The 21,189-nt window shown below is 70.6% G+C and carries 10 protein-coding genes and 1 pseudogene; 9 read left to right on the top strand and 2 right to left on the bottom strand.

Annotated elements, in window-relative coordinates; all coding sequences use genetic code 11:
- Window positions 1–891: an alpha/beta fold hydrolase gene (locus OO70_RS02640; RefSeq protein WP_043663065.1), complete on the bottom strand. Its 891-nt coding sequence runs from the start codon at window positions 889–891 to the stop codon at window positions 1–3.
- Window positions 892–987: 96 nt separating this feature from the next.
- On the opposite strand from OO70_RS02640, the gene OO70_RS02645 reads away from it, so the two are divergent.
- The 9 genes and pseudogenes from OO70_RS02645 to OO70_RS02680 all read left to right on the top strand — a co-directional run bounded on the left by OO70_RS02645 (window position 988) and on the right by OO70_RS02680 (window position 18,896).
- Window positions 988–1,467 (top strand): MarR family winged helix-turn-helix transcriptional regulator, encoded by a 480-nt coding sequence (locus OO70_RS02645; protein WP_043663068.1) that lies wholly within the window; start codon window positions 988–990, stop codon window positions 1,465–1,467.
- A 39-nt stretch (window positions 1,468–1,506) separates the two neighbouring features.
- Window positions 1,507–1,893, top strand: a complete 387-nt coding sequence (locus OO70_RS52005) for a cupin domain-containing protein (RefSeq protein WP_078651203.1) — start codon at window positions 1,507–1,509, stop codon at window positions 1,891–1,893.
- Between the two features lie 570 nt (window positions 1,894–2,463).
- Window positions 2,464–6,441: a non-ribosomal peptide synthetase gene (locus OO70_RS02655; protein WP_407702731.1), complete on the top strand. Its 3,978-nt coding sequence runs from the start codon at window positions 2,464–2,466 to the stop codon at window positions 6,439–6,441.
- Window positions 6,441–9,491 (top strand): annotated as a pseudogene (locus tag OO70_RS56775) (amino acid adenylation domain-containing protein); the annotation flags it as partial. The gene OO70_RS02655 and the pseudogene OO70_RS56775, both read left to right, overlap by 1 nt.
- A 326-nt stretch (window positions 9,492–9,817) precedes the next feature.
- Complete coding sequence (locus OO70_RS56780) at window positions 9,818–15,541, top strand: SDR family NAD(P)-dependent oxidoreductase (protein ID WP_324604828.1); 5,724 nt, start codon at window positions 9,818–9,820, stop codon at window positions 15,539–15,541.
- Window positions 15,542–15,551: 10 nt separating this feature from the next.
- The gene (locus OO70_RS02665) at window positions 15,552–16,622 is read left to right on the top strand and encodes a GSCFA domain-containing protein (RefSeq protein WP_043663074.1); all 1,071 of its coding nucleotides are present in this window, start codon (window positions 15,552–15,554) and stop codon (window positions 16,620–16,622) included.
- On the top strand, window positions 16,567–17,262 hold the full coding sequence (locus OO70_RS02670) for a hypothetical protein (protein ID WP_199827227.1): 696 nt from the start codon (window positions 16,567–16,569) through the stop codon (window positions 17,260–17,262). The genes OO70_RS02665 and OO70_RS02670 overlap by 56 nt, the downstream gene beginning before the upstream one ends.
- A gap of 43 nt (window positions 17,263–17,305) precedes the next feature.
- The gene (locus OO70_RS02675; protein ID WP_043663076.1) at window positions 17,306–18,184 is read left to right on the top strand and encodes a TauD/TfdA dioxygenase family protein; all 879 of its coding nucleotides are present in this window, start codon (window positions 17,306–17,308) and stop codon (window positions 18,182–18,184) included.
- Between the two features lie 34 nt (window positions 18,185–18,218).
- Window positions 18,219–18,896, top strand: a complete 678-nt coding sequence (locus OO70_RS02680; protein ID WP_043663078.1) for a hypothetical protein — start codon at window positions 18,219–18,221, stop codon at window positions 18,894–18,896.
- A gap of 25 nt (window positions 18,897–18,921) precedes the next feature.
- Here OO70_RS02680 and OO70_RS02685 read toward each other — a convergent pair whose 3' ends face one another.
- Window positions 18,922–21,066: a tetratricopeptide repeat protein gene (locus tag OO70_RS02685; protein ID WP_158711398.1), complete on the bottom strand. Its 2,145-nt coding sequence runs from the start codon at window positions 21,064–21,066 to the stop codon at window positions 18,922–18,924.
- Between the last annotated feature and the right edge of the window lie 123 nt (window positions 21,067–21,189).

The raw sequence follows: 21,189 nt of genomic DNA on the forward strand, positions 1-21,189 counted from the left end.
TCAGCCCGCGTCGACGTTTCCGGTGAATTCGAGAACTGCCTTCGCCAGCTCGTCGGGAGCCTCCATCGCGACGTAGTGGCCGATCCCGTCGAGTGACACCGAGCTGACCTCGGTCGCCGCGCCGGCCCGCGTCATGGTGGTGGCCGTGAAGGAGCCTCCGCCGGCGCCGACCGCGAGCACGGGTACGGTCAGGCCCGGCGCGTCGGCGAGAGCCTTGATCTCTGAGCCCTCGCTCAGCATCGACCGGTAGAGGCCGATCGCTCCTCGCCAACCGTCGGGACGCCCGTAGCTGCGGACGAATTCGTCGATGTCGGCGTCGGTGCTCGCATCCGGGGTCGCGCTCGATGCCGAGAACGCGAACTGGCCCAGGAACTCGCGCTCGCGACCGGCCAGCAGCATCTCGGGAATGCCGGGCGTGGTGAGAACGCCGATGTACCAGGCGCCACCGTGGGTGATGTCGGCCAGCGCCTCGACGCCGAACCCGGGCAGTCCCGTCTCGATCGCGATGAGGCTGAGCACGTCCTGCGGGTGCGTTGTCGCGAGTCGGAACACGGTCCCTCCGCTGACGTCCTGTCCGGTGAGATGGACCGGGCCCACGCCGAGATGTTCGATCAGAAGGTGCAGGTCCTCGGCCGAGGTGGCGCTGTCGTACGCGCCCGGCCCGTTGCCCGAGTCGCCGAAGCCGCGCAGATCGACGGCGAAGACACGGTGGTGCTCGGCGAGCAGCGGGATGAGCTTGTGGAAGGCCCACCAGGTCTCGGGAAACCCGTGGACCAGCAGGATCGGGGAGCCGGTGGTTCCCGCGGCCACGTAGTGGAGGTCGGTTCCGTTGACTTCGACGCGGTGGTGCGTGATCCCCGGAAGCGTGGAGCCCGTAGGCGTGACGTCCATCATTTCTCCTCAGATCGACAACCATGTTGTCCATGTCGTCCTGACGTTAGACAACAAGGTTGTCGTTGTCCAGGGGTGTGGCCGTAGGCTTCTGCCATGTCACGATCCGGCGCTGATCTCGCGCTGCTCCTGCTCGGAGGCTTCCGCTCGATGGTGGACGCCGCGACCGCCGAACTGGCCCGCCGGGGCCACGAGGACGTGCGCCCCGTCCACGACTTCGCCCTGCGGGCCATTGCCGCCGGCGCCGACAACGCTTCGGAACTGGGCCGGCGGTTGTCGGTCTCCAAGCAGGCGGCGGCGAAGACCATCGCCGTGCTCCAGGAGCGCGGATACGTGGCACGCGATGCGGACCCCCTCGACGCCCGCCGCAAACGCCTTCACGTCACCGCGCTCGGTTTCGAGCTGTTGCGGCAGGGTGAAGCGATCTTCGACGAGTTGCGCGACCAGTGGGAGCAGCAGATCGGCTCCGCCGAACTCGCGGGCCTTGAGGCGCACTTGGCGGTGCTGGTCGGTGCTCGGCCCGTACGTCTGGACGCGCCGGGCTGGATCGCACAGGACCTCGGCGAGCCGGCGTAGCGTCCGTCCCGCCCAGGTCGACTGCTAGCGTTCCGGCGCATGGAAGACGGCGTGTACGTGGGCAATGCGGGCAAGGACGCGGCACTGGACCGGGGATGGCTGCTCGGGCATTTCAAGGAGCACGGCGATCCTCGTCACAGCGATGCTCTGGAGGTCAAATGGGGCGTTCACGCGCGAGGCGAACAGCGGGCGCGGTGGGTGGAGGGCGAAGTGCGTACCGCTCTTCTGGTCCTCATCACCGGTCGCTTCCGTCTGGAGTTCCCCGGTCGTAGCGTGCTGCTGGAAGAACAAGGCGACTATGTCGTCTGGGGCCAGGGAGTGGACCACTCGTGGGTCGCGGAGGACGAGTCCGTGGTGCTGACAGTGAGATGGCCTTCCGTGCCTGGATACGCGGTACCGCAGGAGGAAGAGCGGACGAGAGCGTAAACCGGAAACCTTTAATCGGGTCCGGCCAGCCGGAATATGGGACCTTCTTTGCCCGTGACGGCGTTTCGCCGCACTCCGGGGGAAAACGTGTGGCGTTGTGGAACCCTTCTTCCTATATGCGAGTTTCGTGGGACTCTTTTTCGATGTGGGCCTTCTGCGAAGTGCTGCGGAATGTCGAGTATTGACATGTCCTGAGCCTGTGATTGATGATTACGACTGTGTCACGGAGTTCTGGAAGGGAAATCCGAGTGAGCAGCAAAACGATGTGACCAGGTAATTGTCGAGTTATTTCGGGCGTCGAATTATCGAATCACCAGGCCGCTTTCGGGCGTACCGGCGCGTGGACCAGACCTTTCCATCGACGATCTGATGTGTGCCTCGTCCCCGGTGAGAGTTCCGCGGTGACAGTGCCCCCGCGCGTCCCGGCCCCAGGCCCCCGCGCTCCGTCCCCCCATGACGCCCACTCGACGGCGAGCGCCCCTTTTCCGGGCCGTCGGCAGTCCGGTGACCCCGGCTTGTCGCGCCCGATGTCACCCCGCCCCACACCGATGGGAAGGCCAGGTACTGCCGGTGCACCACACCCCCCACCCTGTCCCCAGTCCAGGCGCGTCCATCGACACGGTCACGGACGGCGCCGAGCTGGTGCCGTGCATCCGACCCGCCTCCTTCGCCCAGCAGCGACTGTGGTTCCTGGCCCAACTGCCGGGTGCGAACGCCGCGTACAACGAGACGATCGCCTTCTCCCTGGCGGGCCCGCTCGACAGCGACTTACTGTCACGCGCCTTCGACACGTTGACGGACCGTCATGAGACGCTGCGCACACGGCTGGTGGCCACGGAAGGGGACGTGCGTCAGCACATCGACCCGCCGGGCGCCGGGTTCGCCCTGACCTTCGAGGACCTCACCACCGCCGCCGAACCCGAAGCGCGCGTGGCCGCCCGCCAACTCGACGAGGCGCAACGGCCGTTCGACCTCGAAGCCGGCCCGCTCGGACGAGGCCGCCTTCTCACCCTGGCACCCGAGCGCCACGTACTCCTGCTGACGTTCCATCACAGCATCTACGACGGCGTCTCGATGAACGTCATGATGGACGAACTCGGCCAACTCTACGAGGCGTTCGCGGCCGATGCGCCGAACCCCCTGCCGCCGCTCGCGGTGCAGTACGCGGACCATGTGCACGCCCAGCGCGCAGCAGACCTCGGTACTCAGGAGAACTACTGGCGGGGCGCGCTGCACGACGCGCCGCCGGTGCTGGACCTGCCCACCGATCGTCCACGGCCGACGGAACAGCAATACGAGGGCGGGCGGGCCGAGTTCAGCCTCGACGCCGAGGTCACGGCCGAGCTCCGCAGCCTGGCCAGACGGCACGGTGCCACCCCCTTCGTGGCCGTGCTGGCCGGCTGGGCGATCCTGCTGTCGCGTCTTTCCGGGCAGGAAGACATCGTTGTCGGCAGCCCGTTCGCCAACCGGCGCGGCCCGGGAGCGGCGGGTCTCATCGGGTTCCTCGTCAACTCCCTGCCGTTGCGTATCGATCTGTCCGGCTCCCTCACCGTGTCCGAGGCCCTCACCCGCACCCGCGCCGTCGTACGCGGGGCACTCGCCCACCAGGACCTGCCCTTCGAGCGCATCGTCGAACTGGTCAACCCGCCGCGCAGCGCCTCCCGCACCCCGCTGTTCCAGACCATGCTGGCCTGGGTGCCCGAACGGCGGGATCTGCTGCACCTGCCCGGAGTCAACGCGCAGCCGCTGCCGATCGCCCACGCCTCGGCCAAGTTCGACCTCGCCGTCTCGGCGACCGAGTCCGACGGCCGCGTCACCGGGCACCTCGACTACGCGACGGCCCTCCTCGACCACGCCACCGCCGAACGCTGGGCAGGCCATCTGCGGCACCTGCTCACCGACATGTCCCGCCACCCCGAACGGGACATCCGCGCCCTGGAGTTGATGCAGCCGGAGGAGCGCCGACGGGTGCTGCTCGACGGAGATGCCACGCAGCCGGAGATCCCCGGGTCCGCTGCGCACGCGGCGTCCGGGCTCGTCGAACTCTTCGAGACCCAGGTCCGTGAATGCCCCGCGCAGACCGCCGTCGTCGACCGGGACCGCTCACTGGACTACGCGACACTGGACCGCCGCGCCAACCACCTCGCGCACGCCCTCGTCGCCCGGTCCGTCCGCCCCGGCGACGTGGTGGGCCTCCACGCGACGCGGTCCTGCGACCTGGCCGTCGGCATCCTGGGCATCCTCAAGGCGGGCGCCGCCTACCTCCCGCTCGACCCGGGCCAGCCCTTCGAACGCCTCGCGAGCATGACCGAGGACGCGGCCTGCCCTGTCGTACTGAGCGACCACGACAGCGCGGAACGTGCCCCGGAATGGCTCGACTTGAGGACAGTAGAGGCAGAAGGAGAAGCCGAGGGCGCGACCCGGCAGGGACCGCCCACCGACATCGGCCATACGCCGGACCGGCTGGCCTACGTGATCTTCACCTCCGGGTCCACGGGACGACCCAAGGGCGTCGCGGTGGAGCACCGCAGCGTCCTCAACCTCTTAGCCACCTGGCACACCTGCATGGGCACCGCCCCCGGCGAGGTCGGCTCGGCCTGGTCCAGCATCGGCTTCGACGCCTCGATCCACGAACTGCTGCTGCCCCTGACCACCGGCGGCGAACTGCACATCGTCCCCGAGGAGTTGCGCGGCGACCCCGAGGCACTGCTGGCGTGGATGCGCGAACACGCGGTGACCCAGGCGTTCTTGCCGCCCGCCTACGTCAAGTGGATCGACGAGGACCCCGCCGTACGGCTGCGCGGGCTGCCATTGCGCAAGCTGCTGACGGGAGTCGAGTCCCTCACCGAGGCCGCGCTGCACCGTATGGCAGAGCACCTGCCGGGCCTGCGGATCTGCTTCGGCTACGGCCCCACCGAGGCGACCCTCTACAGCACCGCCTACTACGACCCCCGCCCGCTGGAGCGTCCGTGCCCCATCGGCCGACCGCTGCCCCACACCCGTGTGTATGTGCTCGACGGCCGTATGGAACCCGTCCCGCCCGGAGTGGTGGGGGAGGTGTACCTCGGTGGAGCGTCGCTGGCCCGCGGTTATCTGGGCCGCCCCGACCTCACCAAGGAGCGCTTCCTGCCCGACCCGTTCGTGCCCGGTGAGCGGATCTACCGCACCGGCGACCTCGCCCGGCGTTCCGCGGACGGTCAGGCCCACTACCTCGGCCGCGCCGACGACCAGGTCAAACTCCGCGGCTTCCGGATCGAACCCGCCGAGGTCGAGGCGGCGCTCATGGCCCTGCCCGGCGTCCGCGAGGCCGCCGTCCTCGTCGACCACGACGCGGCCGGTCAGCCCCGCCTCGTCGCCGGCATCGGTCGCGGCACGACACCGGCCCGCACCACCCACGACTGGCGCACGGCCCTCGCCCGCCGGCTGCCCGACTACATGATCCCCGCCGTCTTCCTCGACCTCGACGCCCTGCCGCTCAACCGCAGCGGCAAACTCGACCGGCCCCAACTGCTGTGCCTGGCCCAGGAGTCGACCTCGAACCAGGTCAACACGGCCAGCCCGCGCGACCACATCGAACACGGCCTTTACCGCATATGGCAGCGCATCCTGCTCCACCCCGACATCGGCGTCAGCGACAACTTTTTCGAGATCGGCGGCACTTCACTGTCGGCCATCAAGATGGCCCACGCCGTCACCGAGACATTCGGCCGCCGTCTCCCGGTGGGCGAGGTGATGACGCGCCCCACCATCGAAGCGCTCGCCGCGCTGCTGCGCGAGGACGGCACCGCCCGCGCCCCCGGCAGCCTCATCGAGTTCCGCCCCGGCACCGGCCCGCGCGTGGTCTGCGTCCACCCCGCCGGCGGCACCGCCTTCTGCTACCTCCCCCTGGCCGCACTCCTGCCCGAGACCATCGGGCTGTACGGCATCCAGTCCCCGGGAGTGAACCCCGACGAGGACCTCCTGCCCACCGTGGAGGCCATGGCCGAGGCGTACCTGCGCCTCCTGGAACCACTCGGCGACGCACCACTCGTCCTGACCGGCCTGTCCTACGGCGGCCTCGTCGCCCACGAGATGGGACGGCTCCTGGCCCGCGCCGGACACCGAGCGGTCAGTGTCGTCCTCCTCGACACCCAGGCCACCGACGACGTGTCCGCCCGCGCGGAGATCGGCGCCGTCGACGAGGCCGAGTTCCGCGACAAACTCGTGAGGTTCAACGGGATGTACCCCGGCATCGACGACGCCCAGGTCGAGCGCTACTTCCACCTCTACAACCACAACCGGCTCACCGCCCGCGAACACCTCCCGGCCGCTTCCCCGACGCGCCTGGTCCTCGCCCAGGCCGTGCCGGACGGCACCGACACCCCCTTCCACGCCGAGGTCCGTGACTTCTGGCGGCGCCGGGCGGCGGGCGACTACCGCGTCGAGCCGATGGAGTGCGACCACTGGGAGATCCTGGAGGGCGTCGGAGCGGCCCAGGTCGGCACCCTGCTCGCCGCGGAACTTGCCCAGCACGCCGCCGAGTTGGCACTGCCGATACGGGAGGCGTGATGGACCTCCGCCCCGCTCGCAGCGTCACCCCGACCCCGACCCCGACCGCGCCCCCGGCACTGACCTCGACCCCGGCCGACGTGGCCCCCGCGCGCTCCGCCTCCCTCGCCGAGACCGTCCTTGCCCAAGCCCGCCGAACACCCTCGGCGACGGCTGTCGAGGACGGCAGCCAAGTCGTTGCCTACGCGGAACTCGAACAGCTGAGTGGCCGGGTCGCCGTGCGGCTGCGCGCCGCCGGAGTGCGCCCCGGCGACGCGGTCGCCGTGTGCCTGCCCCGCTCCTGGCAACTGGTCTGCGTCATGCTCGGCATCCGCCGCGCCGGAGCCACCGTCGTGCCCCTCGACCGACTCAGCCCGCCGGACCGCCAACGGCACATCGTCGACGACTCGGGCGCCGTCGCCGTTGTCCATGACGGCGGTCCCCAACTGCCCGCAGATCTCCCGGCGTTGGACGTCCGCCTGCTGCTGAGTGACGACTCCTCCGGCCTGCCCGTCGTGTCCGCGGAGCACCCCGGCGACCCCGCCACGGGCTTCGTCTTCTACACCTCCGGCAGCACGGGACACCCCAAAGGCGTCGAGGTCACCGACGAAGGCGTCCTGCGACTGGCCCGGCCCGGCTACCTGGACCTACGACCCGGCGCGCGCTTCGCCTGCCTGGCCAACCCCGCCTTCGACGCGCTGAGCTTCGAGGTGTGGGTCCCGTTGCTGACCGGGGGCGTCTGCGTCGTACTCGACGACTCCCAGGTGCACAGCCCGCAGCGACTCGCCGGCGTGCTCGCCGAGCGCCGCGTCGACACGGTGTTCATCACGACGGCCTTGTTCAACGCGGTCGTCGAGCAGGTGCCCGACTGCTTCGCCGCCGCCGAGCAGGTACTCGTCGGCGGCGAGCAGCTCAACGCACCGATCATCCGCCGCTGGTACGAGACCAACTCCGCCGCCCGCACCGTCCTGCACAACGTGTACGGGCCGACGGAAGCGACGACCTTCGCCCTGTGCCACCCCATCCCACGCGACTTCGACGGCGACACGATCCCCATCGGCACCCCACTGCCCGGCACCGGCGCACTGCTGCGCACCGAGGACAACCGCACCGCCGAACCGGGTGAGGTGGCCGAACTCCTCCTCTCCGGCCCGGCGTTGGCCCGCGGCTACCGCAACCTCTCGGAGCAGACCAGCCACAGCTTCGTACGACTGACGAACGAGGCTGACGGACAACGGCGTTGGTACCGCACCGGAGACCTCGTGCGCCAGGACCCCGAAGGCCGCATCACCTACGTCGGCCGGGCCGACCGGCAGGTCAAGGTGCGCGGCTTCCGCATCGAACCCGGCGAGGTGGAGCGACAGGTCCTGACCCACTCCGCCGTCCGTCAGGCCTACGTGTGCACCCGCCGCGACGAAGCGGACCGCAGCGAACTCCTCGCCTTCCTCGTCCTGGGCAACGACCTCTCCTACGACGCCTACGACCGCCACCTCGCCGCCGCCCTGCCCTCTTACATGCGCCCCCACCACACCTACCTGGTCGCCGAGTTGCCGCGAAACGCCAATGGCAAGGTCGACCAGGCAGCGCTGCTGCGAGGCGCTCTCACCCCGTGGCGTGGCACGCCGGACGACGACGCACCCGTCAGCGCCGAGCAACGGCGAGTGCTCGAAATCGCCGAGGACATCCTCGCCGTCAACGGCCTTCGACCCGGCGACAGTTGGGCGGCCAGCGGCGGCGACTCGTTGAAGGCGTTGCGCTTCCGCTTCGAGATCCTCAACCGCTTCGCCGTCGACCTGCCGCACGACCTCGTCCTGCGGGCCGACTTCGCCGCCCTCGCGGACGCCGTCCACACCCCGGAGCCGGCCGCGGGAGAACACCCACCCGTGCCCGCTCCCGCCGGCGAACAGACCGCACAGGCCACCAGCGAGCAGGAGCGCCTCTGGCTCCAGCACCAACGCGAGCCCGAAGACCGTTCCTACGACGTGCCGTTGGCCTTCCTCGTCCAGGGCCGCGTCGACACGGCCGCCCTGTACCGCGCCATGCGCACGCTGGTGGAACGGCACGTGGCCCTGCGCACCCGGCTGGTCCCCACCCCCGACGGACTGCTCCAGCAGACCGACGCTCCCTACGACCCGTGGCACCAGCTCGAAGCCCGCCCCGGGGAGGACTGGCAGGACACCGCCGACCGCTTCTTCGACCACCGCTTCGACCTCACGGACGCCCGGATGCTGCGAGCGGCCTGGACGGAACGGCCCGACGGCGGACTGCTCCTGCTGCACCTGCACCACATCGCCGTGGACGGCTGGTCGCTCAACCTCCTCCTCCGTGACCTCACCGACGCCTGCACCGCCGACGGCTCGGCCTACACACCCCTCGACTTCGCCCACTGGCAGCGGACCTGGCACACGAGCCCCGCCTACAAGGACCGCCGCACGCGACTGCGCTCCCACTACGGCCGCGACGGCGAACCGTCACCCGCACTGCCGGCCCCCGACGCCCCACGGGCCCGCCTGCTGCGCACCTCGCTCGACCTCGTCCGCCGCGGCGCACTGGACCGCCGCGCCGCGCAACTCGGCCTGACACGCTTCCAGTTACTGGTGTCCGCGTTCGCCGCGAGCCTGTACGGCGTGACCGGGCAGGACCGTCCGCTGATCGCCACACCGGTGGCGAACCGGCCCCGGCCCGAATTCGCCGACACGGTCGGCATGTTCGCCAACACCGTGCTCCTGGATCTGCCGATGGAGCCGCACCGCGCACTTGATGCCCAGCTCACGGCCCACTCCGATGCCATGCGCACCGTGCTGTTGGACCAGGAGGTCGCCCTCGCCGACATCCTCGCGGACCGTGCCTTCCGCGAGCGAACCCCTTTGTTTGACTACCTGTTCGTCCTGGAGAACACCGACTTCTCGCAACTACGCCTGGACGGCTGCGAGATACGTCCCTTGTGGCCCGAACCGCTGGGCGCCAAATGCGCTCTCACCCTGTCGGTGGTGGAGCACGAGGGCGGCTTCGACTGCCTGTGGGAGTACCGCGACGACATCGGCCTCGAACGCGCCCGAGCCGCAGCCCGCCTCTTCCGTCAGACCCTCGACCACCTCACCGGCGACACCGACGTCACCCTGCATGAACTGGTCGCCGACTATCGCCGCACCCTGCCCGACCACGGCCAAGGCCCCACACGGGCACCGGACTTCACCACCGTCGCCGACGGCTTCGCCCGGCAGGTGGCCCACACACCGCACGCCCCAGCAGTCACCACCGGCGAGCTGACCCTCACCTACGCCGAACTCGACGCACAGGCAGCCGAGGTGGCGGTCATTCTGAGTACCCGCCTTCCTGCCGATCCCGCTACTCCGGCAGCCGTGGCCTCTACCTCCAGCCCTCCGTCGAGCACATCGTGGCGCTCCTGGCAGCAGCCCGCCTCAACCTCACCGTCGTACCCCTCGACCCCGCCTACCCGCCGCCCCTCCTGCGGCACGTGCTCGACCAGGCCGACCCTCTGTGCGTCCTCGTGGCCCCCCAAGATGAAGATGTCCTCGCCGCGATCGCGCCACCGTCCCTGCCCCGGCACATCCTCACCCTGACCGACACCCCCACCGCAGAGCCCCAACTGCCCACGCACCAGGGGCTGCGCCCGCTGTACACCCTGTTCACGTCCGGCTCCAGCGGCACGCCCAAAGGCGTCCAGGTCCCCGACCGGACGCTGTGCAACCTGCTGACCTGGCAGCGCACCGACGGCGGCCTGCGCGGGCCCGCGGTCACCCAGCAGTTCTCCATGCTGTCCTTCGACGTTTCCTTCCAGGAGATCTTCACCACCCTGTGTTCCGGCGGCCTGCTGCGCCTGGTGGAACCCGCCTGGCGGCACGATGTCCCGTCCCTGCTGCGGGAGTTGGAGACCGGGGGAGCGGAGCGGATCTTCCTGCCGTACGTCGCTCTGCAACTGCTCGCCGAACACGGCGTGCGTACCGGACAGTTCCCGTCTCGGCTGCGTGAAGTCGTCACGGCGGGGGAGCAGTTGGTGTGCACCGATGCGATCCGCCGCTGGTTCGCCGGTCTGCCGGAGGCCCGGCTGTTCAATCACTACGGTCCCACGGAGACCCATGTCGTCAGCGGGTTGTGCCTCGACGGCGACCCCGCCGGCTGGCCGCTGCGCCCCGCGATCGGACGTCCGGTCGCGAACGCCGCCCTGCGTGTCGTCGACGGCGGCGGGCACCCCGTTCCGCCGGGTGTCACCGGTGAGTTGCTGATCGGCGGTCTCATGGCGAACCGCTGCTACCTCGGCGACGAAGCGCCGTTCCAGGACCGCTTCGCCGACGATTCCGACCTCGGGACCTTCTACCGCACCGGCGACCTGGCACACTTCGACGCGCAGGGCCTGTTGCACTACGCGGGCCGTGACGACAGTCAGGTCAAACTCAGCGGTCACCGGCTGGAGTTGGGGCAGGTCGAGGCCGCGCTGCTGCAGTATCCCGGTGTGACCAACGCCGTCGCGGCGGTGGCGAACGGCCTGCTGGTGGCGTGCCTGCAATGCCGGGACGGAGACCCCGATCCCGCGGATCTCGCGGACCATCTCGCCGGGCTGCTGCCGACCTACGTGCGCATCGGCCGCTTCCGCCGCCTGACCGAACTGCCGCGCACACCGAGCGGCAAACTGGACCGTCGGGCCGCACTCACCGTCCCGGGCCGCGAGCTGCGCCCGGCAGGCGCTACCGCCCCGACCCTGTCACCTCTCGAAGAACGGCTGGCCGCGCTGTTCGAGGCGGTGACAGGCAAGGCCATCGGCGTGGAGCAGCGGTTCTTCGACGCCGGCGCCACCAGCCTGGACCTGATGCGCTTCCAGCTCCGCTGCGCGGGCGAGGACGAACTCGCCTTCGCCGTACCGGAGTTGTTCGAGCACGTGAGCCTCCGCGCGCTGGCCCGTCTGATCGAGGGACGCGGGGTGGAGGGCACCGATCCGATCACCCGCGACGCGCCACGACCGACGGAGAGGGGGGCCGAGGAACCCATCGCCGTCGTCGGGATGGCGGTACGGCTCCCGGGTGCTCCTGACCTGGCCGCCTTCTGGGACCTGGTCGTCTCCGGCCGGCGAGGCATCGAGCACATTCCGACGACCGACGAGAGGGTCGGCGCCCGCAGCCAGTTGGCGGGGATGCTCGACTTCGACCCGGGCCGCTTCACGATCAGCCCGCACGAGGCCCGGCTGATGGACCCCCAGCAGCGGCAGCTCCTGATGAACTGCGTCGAGGCACTCGCCCATGCGGGCATCGGAGACCCCACGGCCCACCGCGTCGGACTCCTCGCTGCCTGCGGGGAGAACACCTACTTCCAGAGCATGCTGCGCGAGGCCGACCCGGCCGAACTGCCCGACACCTTCCGGCTGGCGCTGCATCACGAGAAGGACTTCCTGGCCACCAAGGCCGCCTACCACCTCGGTCTGACGGGCCCCGCCTTCACCGTGCAGTCGGCGTGCTCCAGCTCGCTCGTCGGCGTCCATGTCGCCGCCGGGCTGCTGCGGCAGGGCGACGCGGACGTGATGCTCGTCGGCGGTGTCCTCGTCGACGCCGACCTGACCGACGGCTACACCTACCGGCCGCAGCACATCTTCTCGCCGGACGGCCACTGCCGACCCTTCAGCGCGGACGCCGCAGGCACCGTCGGGGCCAGCGGGACCGGCGTGGTCGTCCTCAAGCCCCTGGCCGCAGCCCGCCGCGACGGGGACAAGGTCTACGCCGTCATCACGGGCTCGGGCATCAACAACGACGGCTCGGACAAGCTCAGTTACAGCGCTCCCGCCCTCGCCGGACAGCGCGCCGCGATCCGCACCGCCCTGCACCGCAGCGGCCGTAGCGGCGCAGACCTAGGTTATGTGGAGGCGCACGGCACCGGTACTCGGCTCGGGGACCCGGTGGAGGCGGCGGCGCTTTGCCAGGCGTACGGCCTGGCCGACGACGCGCGCGTGGCCCTGTCCTCCGTGAAGAGCCAGATCGGGCACTTGGGCGCCGCCGCGGGTGTCGTCGGCATGGTGCGGGCCGTGCTCGCCGTGCACCACGGGATCGTCCCGCCCACGGCGGACTTCGACCGGCTCAACCCCGAGATCGACGACGGGCCGTTCCGCATACCGGTCGCGGCCGAACCCTGGCCGCAGGACGTGCCGCGTGTGGCCGCCGTCAGCAGCTTCGGCATCGGCGGGACCAACGCCCATCTGCTGCTCGAGCAACCGCAGCCGACGCAGTACGGTGTCGTCCCGCCCGTGCCAGTGCCGTGCCTGGTGCTGTCCGGCAGCTCCGCGTCCGCCGTACGCGCGGACGGGCGCCGTATCGCCGCCTATCTGAGGGCACACCCCGACGCCTACCCGCAGGTGCTGCGCCACCTCCAGGCCGGACGCCCCGCGCTCGGCCACCGTGCGGCGGCGGTCTGCCCGGATGCCGGCTCCGCCGTCGCGTGGCTCGACGCATTGGGTGAGGTCACGACACCGCACCCGCAGACCGGGCTGTCGACCCTGGACCGGGACCCCCATGCCCTCGCCGAGGCCTGGAGCGCTGGACACATCCTCGTATGGCCGGACGGGCCCGCGTCCGCACCCTGGGACTTCCCACCGCCTGCCTTCGAGACGGCGGAGTACGACTTCTCGCGCACACCCGATGCACCCACGCCTTCGACCGGACCCGGGCGACTGCCCGCCGACCAGTGGTTGCATCAGCCGTCGTGGACACGTCTGCGCCGCGCCCGCACCGGCGCCCACGAACCGCGACGCACCGCCGTAGTGGTCACGACACCGGACGCGGGTGGCACAGCGTGGCGGTTCCTGGAACGGCACTACGCCCGCGTGGTGACCGTCCGCGCGGGGGAGAGCCTTGCCCGTCTCGACGAGGACCGATACGAGGCCGATCCTGCGGACTCAGGGCAACTTGCCGCTCTACTGGCCCAGTTCGGACCCGGTGTCGACTGGCTGCACGCGCTGCCGCTGGCCCTCGACGGCAGCCTCGACGACCACGCGCTGGAGGCGGCGCAATGGGCGTGCCTCGACACCGTCGCGGCGCTCGCCCGCGCCCTGGCCGACGTCCCGGAAGCCGAACGGCCCCGCGCCTGGCTGCTGTCCCAGGGCGCCCAGCCGGTCACCGGCCCCGTGCGTATCCCTGAGGCGGGTCTGCTCGCCGCCGCCCTCGAAGTCCCCCGGCAGGAACTGGGCGTGACCCTGCGGTGGACCGACCTGCCCGGACCCCGCCCGGCCGACTGGGCGGCCCATCTGCCCGACCTCCTCCTGGACGACACGATCGGCGAACCGGCCACCGCCCTGCGGGACGGCTTCTGGTGGCAGCGCACCCTCCAGCCGGTCCCGGTCCTCAACTCCCCAACGGATGCGGTCCGTTCGGCTGCCTCCGGAACCCACCTGGTGCTCGGCGGCACGGGCGGAATCGGCGCAACGCTCGCCGCGCGTCTCCTGGAGCACCCCGGCAACCGCGTGGTCCTCCTCGCCCGAGGAACCGATACACCGCCCGCGCTACGGGCACACCAGGACCGCGTCACACTGGTCCCGGCCGACCTCGCCACCGACGACCTGAGCACGCTCGCGGACAGACTCGACCCGCACCTCGACGGCCTCGCCGGCATCGTCCACGCCGCGGGCACTGCCGCCGGTGCGCTCCTCGCCCGCCGCGACCCCGCCGCCGCCCGCCGTGCCACGGCCGCCAAACTGCGCGGCGCCCTGCTCGTCGAACGGCTCATCGCCGAGCACGATCCCGACTTTGCGGTCTACTGCTCGTCAATGGCGGCCCAGTTCGGGGGAGTTGGACAGTTCGACTACGCGGCGGCAAACTCCTGCCTGGACGCCTACGCCCAGCACGCACCCGACGGCGACGACGCCACCGTCCGTATGAGCATCGGCTGGGACGCCTGGCGGGACGTAGGCATGGCGCAGCACGCACTGACCACCGACGCCCGCCATCAGGAACACCTGAAGACGGCGCTCACGCCCGAGGACGGCGCCACGGTCTTCGAACGCGCCCTGCACCTGCAGTTGCCGCACCTGATGGTCAACACCACGCCCCTGGCGGAGGCCCGCCACTTCTACGAGCCGGTCGCCGACTCCCGACCGGTGCCCTCCGCACAACCCGTACTCGGCGACGCCACGGCCGAACTCACCGAGATCCTGCTCGACCTCCTCGGCGTGGACACCGTCGACCCGCAGACCGCGCTGTACGACCTGGGCGCCGACTCGCTCACCCTGCTCGAACTCCTCGACGAGGTGAAACGCCGCTACGGCGCCGACATCGACCTGTCCCGGCTCAGCCACCGGGTGAGCCTCACCGAGATCCTCGGCCACCTCGACACCGGCACCCGCGCCTCCGCCGCCGTGGACGTCGAGGTGTGGCAGCGCGGACCCGGCACGGACGTGCTGTGCCTGATCCATCCGGTGGGCGGCGACATCCAGGCCTACCGCCCTCTGGTAGCCGCTCTGCCGGACGAGTTGACGGTCTGTCTGATCGCCGACCCGAAACTGCGCGACCCGTCACAGCCGGCTCGGTCGATCGCCGAGCGTGCCGCCCACTATCTGGAAGCCGTCCGCGCCGCGTTTCCGGACCACAACATCCGCCTGAGCCTGGCGGGTTGGTCGTTCGGCGCCTGGACCGCCCTGTCCATGGCCGCACTTGCCGAGGCGGACGGTCGACCTGTCGGGGCGGTCCACCTCCTCGACCCACCGCCGCCCGGCGCCGGACAACGGCTCGCCGCCTACGACGATCAACAGGTGGACGCCGTGTTCGCCCGCGAGTTGAGCGGCAACGGCAATGGTGGCGAACGGTTGTCGGAGTCCGGCCGCGCCTACGCCGAACGCCTCGCGCACTGCTGCCGGACCAACCTCGCGGCCATGGCCGAGCACCGGTTGCCGCGGCTCGACCGGACGCCCGTCGAGGTATGGCTCGCCCAACGCCCCGTAGAGGAACGGGTCTTGGCCCCGGAACCGACCGTGCTCGGTGCGTGGGACGCCCATCTGTCCCGCCCCTACCGCCTCCACCACGTCGACGCCACCCACTACGAACTCGTCGCGGAACCCCACGTACAGGCGATCGCCGCCGTACTCGCGACGCACGCCGCCGTTCCCCACTCCGCCGGACGATCCTGAGGAGGCCACTGTGCAGCACCCCTACACCCGCCTCCCCGCGCGTTCCTTCTGGCGCACCGCGGTCGCCGAACCCGACCCGCTCGACATCAGCGACCTGTGGACGCCGAAGTTCACGATCGGACAGGACGACCCCGTCGTCACCGCCGGGTCCTGCTTCGCCGCCCACATCGGAAGGGCCCTTCTGGAGGAGGGCATGCACTGGTACGACGCCGAACTGCCACCGCCGGGACTCACCCGCGCGGAGCGGTCGGCACGCGGCTACCGCCGTTTCTCCTTCCGGACCGGGAACATCTACACCGCTGCCGCACTGCGCCAGTGGATCGCCTGGGCGCTCGACGAGGAGAAACCGCCGGAGGAGGTCTGGGCGGAGGACGGTGTCTTCCACGACCCCTACCGGCCCACCGTCGAACCGGACGGCTTCCCTTCCCCCGACGACCTGCTCCGCTCCCGCGACACCACCCTCGCCGCCGTCCGCACCGCCCTCATCAAGGCCGACGTCCTTGTCTTCACCCTCGGCCTGACCGAGGCCTGGCACGACACGCCGACCGGCACCGTGCTGCCGATGTGCCCGGGGACCGTACGCGGCACCTTCGACCCCGCCCGGCACGTCCTGCGCAACCACACGGTGGCGCAGGTGCACAGCGATCTGACGTCCGTGCTCGACCTGGCGCGCGGGGTCAACTCCCGGCTGCGCATGGTCCTCACCGTCTCCCCGGTGCCGCTGACGGCCACCGCCACCGGCCGCCACGCCCTCGTCGCCACCACCCACTCCAAATCCGTACTGCGCGCGGCGGCCGGACAACTCGCCGACGAGTCCGACCACGTCGACTACTTCCCGTCGTACGAGATCGTCACCGGCTTCCCCTACCGGGCGGCCTCCTACGAGCCCAACCTCCGCACGGTCAGCCCCGACGGGGTGGCCTTCGTGATGCGGCACTTCTTCGAGGCGCTCCAGGGCCGACCGGTCGCGCCGAGACCCGTGCCCGAAACCCCCACCCCTGTCGTCGGCGGAGAGGACCACTGGTGTGACGACGCCGTGCTCGACTACTACAACCCCCGCCCGATTCCTGCTGCTCGGTGACTCCCACGCCGGCTGCGTCGGCCAGGCAGCCCAGGCCGCCGACCTGCCCTTCGTCGGCGGCCCGGTGGGCTCCGGGCGGGACTTCCTGGGCCCCTTCGCCGATATCGACGGCACCGACCTCACCTTCCGGCGGGCCGAAACGCAGCGGCTGTACCGCGAGTTCCTCGACACCCTCGACGTGAGCGCGCTCGCCGGACTGCCGGTGCCACTGGTGTGCACATTCGGGCTGAGCGCCCACACGGTGGCCACCCGACAGAACTGGGACCTCTACCGCGAACGCCACGGCACCGTCCCGGACACCTTCCTGCGCAGCCGCCTCTTCGCCGACCTGGTCAGGGCGACCGTCCGAGGCGCGCTCGCCTTCTACGACCACGCCGTCACGCTGGGCCTACGGGTGCTGGCACTCCTGCCGCCCCAGCGCGTCCCCGGGATGTCCGACCCGGACGTCTTCTTCGCCGCCCAGGACATCCTCGTAGCGGAACTGGCCGTCCGCGACGTCGAGTTGATCGACCTGCGGGTCCGCGTCACCGACGGCACGGGTCGGCAACGCCCCGTGTTCTGCCGGCCGGACGACACGATCCACGGCAGCCTCGCCTTCGGCCGCCTGGTCGTATCCGAACTCCTCGACCGAGGCCTGTAACCCCGTCACCCTCACCCCACCGACACCACGGAGGTCGTTTCTCATGGAGGACTACGCACTCAAGGCCGTCGAGCGGCTCACCACCCGCCCCGCCGAGCCCTACGACACCCTGTCCGTCGCCCCGATCACCCCGCTGCTCGGCGCGGAGGTCACCGGCCTCGACCTGTCGCGTGAGCTGACACCGCAACAGGAGAAGGAACTCAAGCACGCGTTCCAGACCCACCACGTGCTGGTTTTCCGCGACCAGGACATCACCCCCGAGGAACACAAGCGGTTCGCGGGCGTCTTCGGCGAACTGCACCCCGTAGCCCTTGCGCCCGAAGGGTCCGACCCGCACATCCTGGAGATCAAGGCGACCAAGGAGTCCCGGGCCGTGGCCGGCAACGGCTGGCATGCCGACGGCACCGCCGACGCCGAACCCTCCCTCGGTTCACTGCTGTACATCACCACCATCCCCGAGGGCGGCAGCGGCGGCGACACCGTCTTCGCCAACATGCACCTCGCCTACGAACTCCTCTCACCGGCGATGCGCAGCTTCCTGGAAACCCTGACCGCCCTCCACGACGGAGCCCTGCCCTGGACCGCCGCCGGACAGACCCCGCCGCCCGAGTACGAGGTACCGCGCACCGAACAGCCGGTCGTCGTCCGGCACCCGGAGACCGACCGCAAGCTGCTGTTCGTCAACGCCCCCTACACCTCGCACATCACCCAGCTGTCCCGCACCGAGAGCGACACACTCCTCGACATGCTGTACGCGCACATAGCCCGCACCCAGGTACTGCACTGCCGGGTCCGCTGGCAGGAGCGCACCCTCGTCCTCTGGGACAACCGCAGCGTCCAACACCACGCCGTCTGGGACTACTTCCCGCACACCCGCGAGGGTCGCAGGATCGCCGTCAACGGCAGCCGCCTGGAGGCCTGACCCGGATCATCGAGGGAAGTGACGGTGCCCCACCATGCCCATGTCCGCTGCCCGTGACGCATTCCTTGCCGCGCTGCGGCACGTCGTCACGGCCCTCCACGAGGAGTTGCCGGTGGACACCCGGGACGACTGGGCGACCCGTGTGCACGCCCTGCTCGACGAAGGGCCGGACACGAGTAGCCTTCGCGCCGTCCATGTCTGGCACTCCGCCACGATCTTGCCGCTGCTCAACGAGGCGGCGCAGGACGGGGATTCAGGTGTGTTCACGGCTCTGGGCGAGTTGCACGCTGAGGCGGCGGGTGGCAGGAGAGCGGACCAGGACACCTGGAGGTCGGCGCTCACCCCGGTGCTCCTGCGCCTTTACGACGCGGCGTACGACCGGACGAGTGCGTACGCCGAAGCCCATGCGGGCGCCCGTGACTACGCGCTGGGCAAGGGTTTCTCAGCGCCCGAGGCCGACGGATACGGGCACGAGTACGCACGGCTGAGTACCGACGCGAGCGCGCAATCCTGCGCCGAGGCCCACGCCGAGGCACTCGGCCACGCGCTGGCACGGGCGTACGCGACCGACGGATGCGAGGCGTACGCCGACACGTGTCCCGGCGCCCAACTCCGGGCCGTCGTACGGGCCACGACGGAACGGGCCGATCCGCTCCCCGCCGCGCGCCTGGCCGAGGGGCTCCTCTCGGCGCTGGCGCCACCGTGGCCGTAGCGACTCGGCGGGCCGGTTGGCGAGGCTAGTGCAGGTGGCCGTAGACCTCGGCGGTGGTGCCGGCTCGGGCTGAGGCGTTGACCGCTTCGGCTCGGGCTTTCGCCGCGTCGTCGGGACGGTTGGCGGTCTTGAGAGCGAGGGCGAGATTGTTCAGGGTCTGGCCGGTCGCGTACCAGTTGTCGTACTCCTGGCGGATCTTCACCGCGTCGTGGTAGGCGGCGATGGCCTCCTCCGCGCGGCCCGCCGCGTGCAGGGCCCAGCCCAGACTGTTCAGCGAATCGCCGTGGAGGACCCGGTCACCGGTCGCGCGGTGAATTTCACAGGCCCGGGCGAAGGCATCGATGGCCTGATCCGTCCGGCCCGCCGTGTCGAGGGAGAGGCCGAGGTTGTGCCACGCGCGTCCTTCGAGGTGCAGGTCGCCCGTGGTGTGGAAGCGGTCTCGGGCCCGGACGTGGTTGTTGATGGCCTCCTCCACCTGGTCCGTCCTCCGTAGGGCGAGTCCGAGGTTGTTCCAGGCCATGCCCTCGCCGGTCCGGTCGCCGATGGAGTCGAAGAGGCCCGCGGCGCGGGTCAGTGGTTCGATCGCCTCGTCCGCCCTCTCCGCCCGCAGCAGCGCACCGCCGAGGTTGTTGCACACGGTCGCCTCGCTGTGCGGGTCCTCCAGACGATGGGCCGCGTCCCGGGCGGCTCGGCCGACGGCGATCCCGTCGTCGAAGAACCGTCGCCAGCGCAGGAACTCGGCCACGCTCAGTGCCAGGCGGACGGCAGCCGGGGCGTAGCGATCGTCGGTCCACTGGGCCGCGGCGACCAGATTGACCCGCTCCGCGTCGAGCCAGGCCAGCGCCGCCGCGCGTCCCGCGAAGACCTCCGGCACGGGGTCGCCCTGGAGGAAGCGCAGTTGGCGGTCGGCGGCCTCCGCGAGACGGCTGTAGTGACTCAGCAGGCGCTCCCGCGCCAGCGCGCCTTCCTCGGCCAGCGCGGGGTCGTCAGCCGTCAGCGTCGCCGTGTAGCCGCGCACGAGGTCATGGATGCGCCACCGTTCCGTCGTGCCCGTGGATGCCTCAACCTCTGTGATGAGGTGAGCGTGGACCAAGTCGTCCAGGAGACGCAGCGCCATGGCGGGGCTCAGCCCGGCCATGGCTGCCGCCGCGTCGGTGCTGATCTCGGTGCTGGGGGCCAGCGCCACCGCGCGCAGCATTCCTGCCTGGTCGGCACCCAGCCGGCCGAACGACACGTCGAACACCGGAGCCAGGGCCAGTGACCTGCTGTACTGGTCGACTCCCTCGCTGACCAGGGCGCGTGTCGTGTCGGTGGCCGTCCGCAACTCGTCCACCAGCGAAGCGATCGGGCGGTTCGGGCGTCGGCGCAGCAGGGCGGCGGCGATCTGGAGGCCCAGGGGCAGATGGCCGCACAGCTGGGCCAGGTCGCGCACTGCCCCGGCCTCGCGCGAGGGCCGGTCGTCGTCTGGATCACGCAGTCGCAGAGCCGTGGCGATCAGGGACACGGCGTTGTCCGGACTGAGGGCCTCCAGGGCGAGTTGGCGGGCGGGCAGGGAGTCCAGGCGCTCACGGGAGGTGATCAGGACCCGGTGCCGGTCGCTGCCGGGAAGCAACGGGGAGACCTGCTCCGAGGTCGAGGCGTTGTCCAGCAGGAGCAGTACGGGCTGGTCCTGATCGGCGAGATTGGCGAGGCGGCTGCGGTACAGCGCGTACTGGTCGACGTCGTCGGACGGGAGTTGGACGTGGCCCACGCCGAGCGCGTGGAGGAGGGAAGTGACCGCCTGGTCGGCCGTCACCGGGGTGTCGTCGTAGCCGCCCAGGTCGATGAAGAGAGTGCCACCGGGGAACCACTTCCGGGCGCAGGCGGTGTGCGCGGCATCCAGCGCGAGCGCGGTCTTGCCCATACCCCCGAGCCCGGTCACGGCGCAGATGACCGCCGGGTTCGGGGTGGTCCGGCTGTCCGCGGGGCACAGGACATCGAGCAGTCTGGTCAGTTCGGTGCGCCTGCCGGTGAAGCCCGCGGGGGCCGCGGGCAGGGCCGAGAGCGCGGTGAGCACGGGACAGTGGCAGTGGTTGATGACCACTTTTCCGGTGACGGGGCCCCGGAATTCGCTGCCCCGTAAGTCGATGTGGTCGTGGTGCTCGCCCCCGTTCGGAGCCGTTTCTTCCACTCCTTGCCTCGCCCCCCCGGCATGCCGTCCCGTTCTTTGGGCGTTTGACGGTAGGGCATCCCGCCCTCGCGGCGAACATAATAGGGTTTTTGTCGTCATCTCATCAATTGACATGGAATAATC

This window comes from Streptomyces xylophagus, assembly GCF_000716435.1.
GTDB classification, from domain to species: domain Bacteria; phylum Actinomycetota; class Actinomycetes; order Streptomycetales; family Streptomycetaceae; genus Streptomyces; species Streptomyces xylophagus.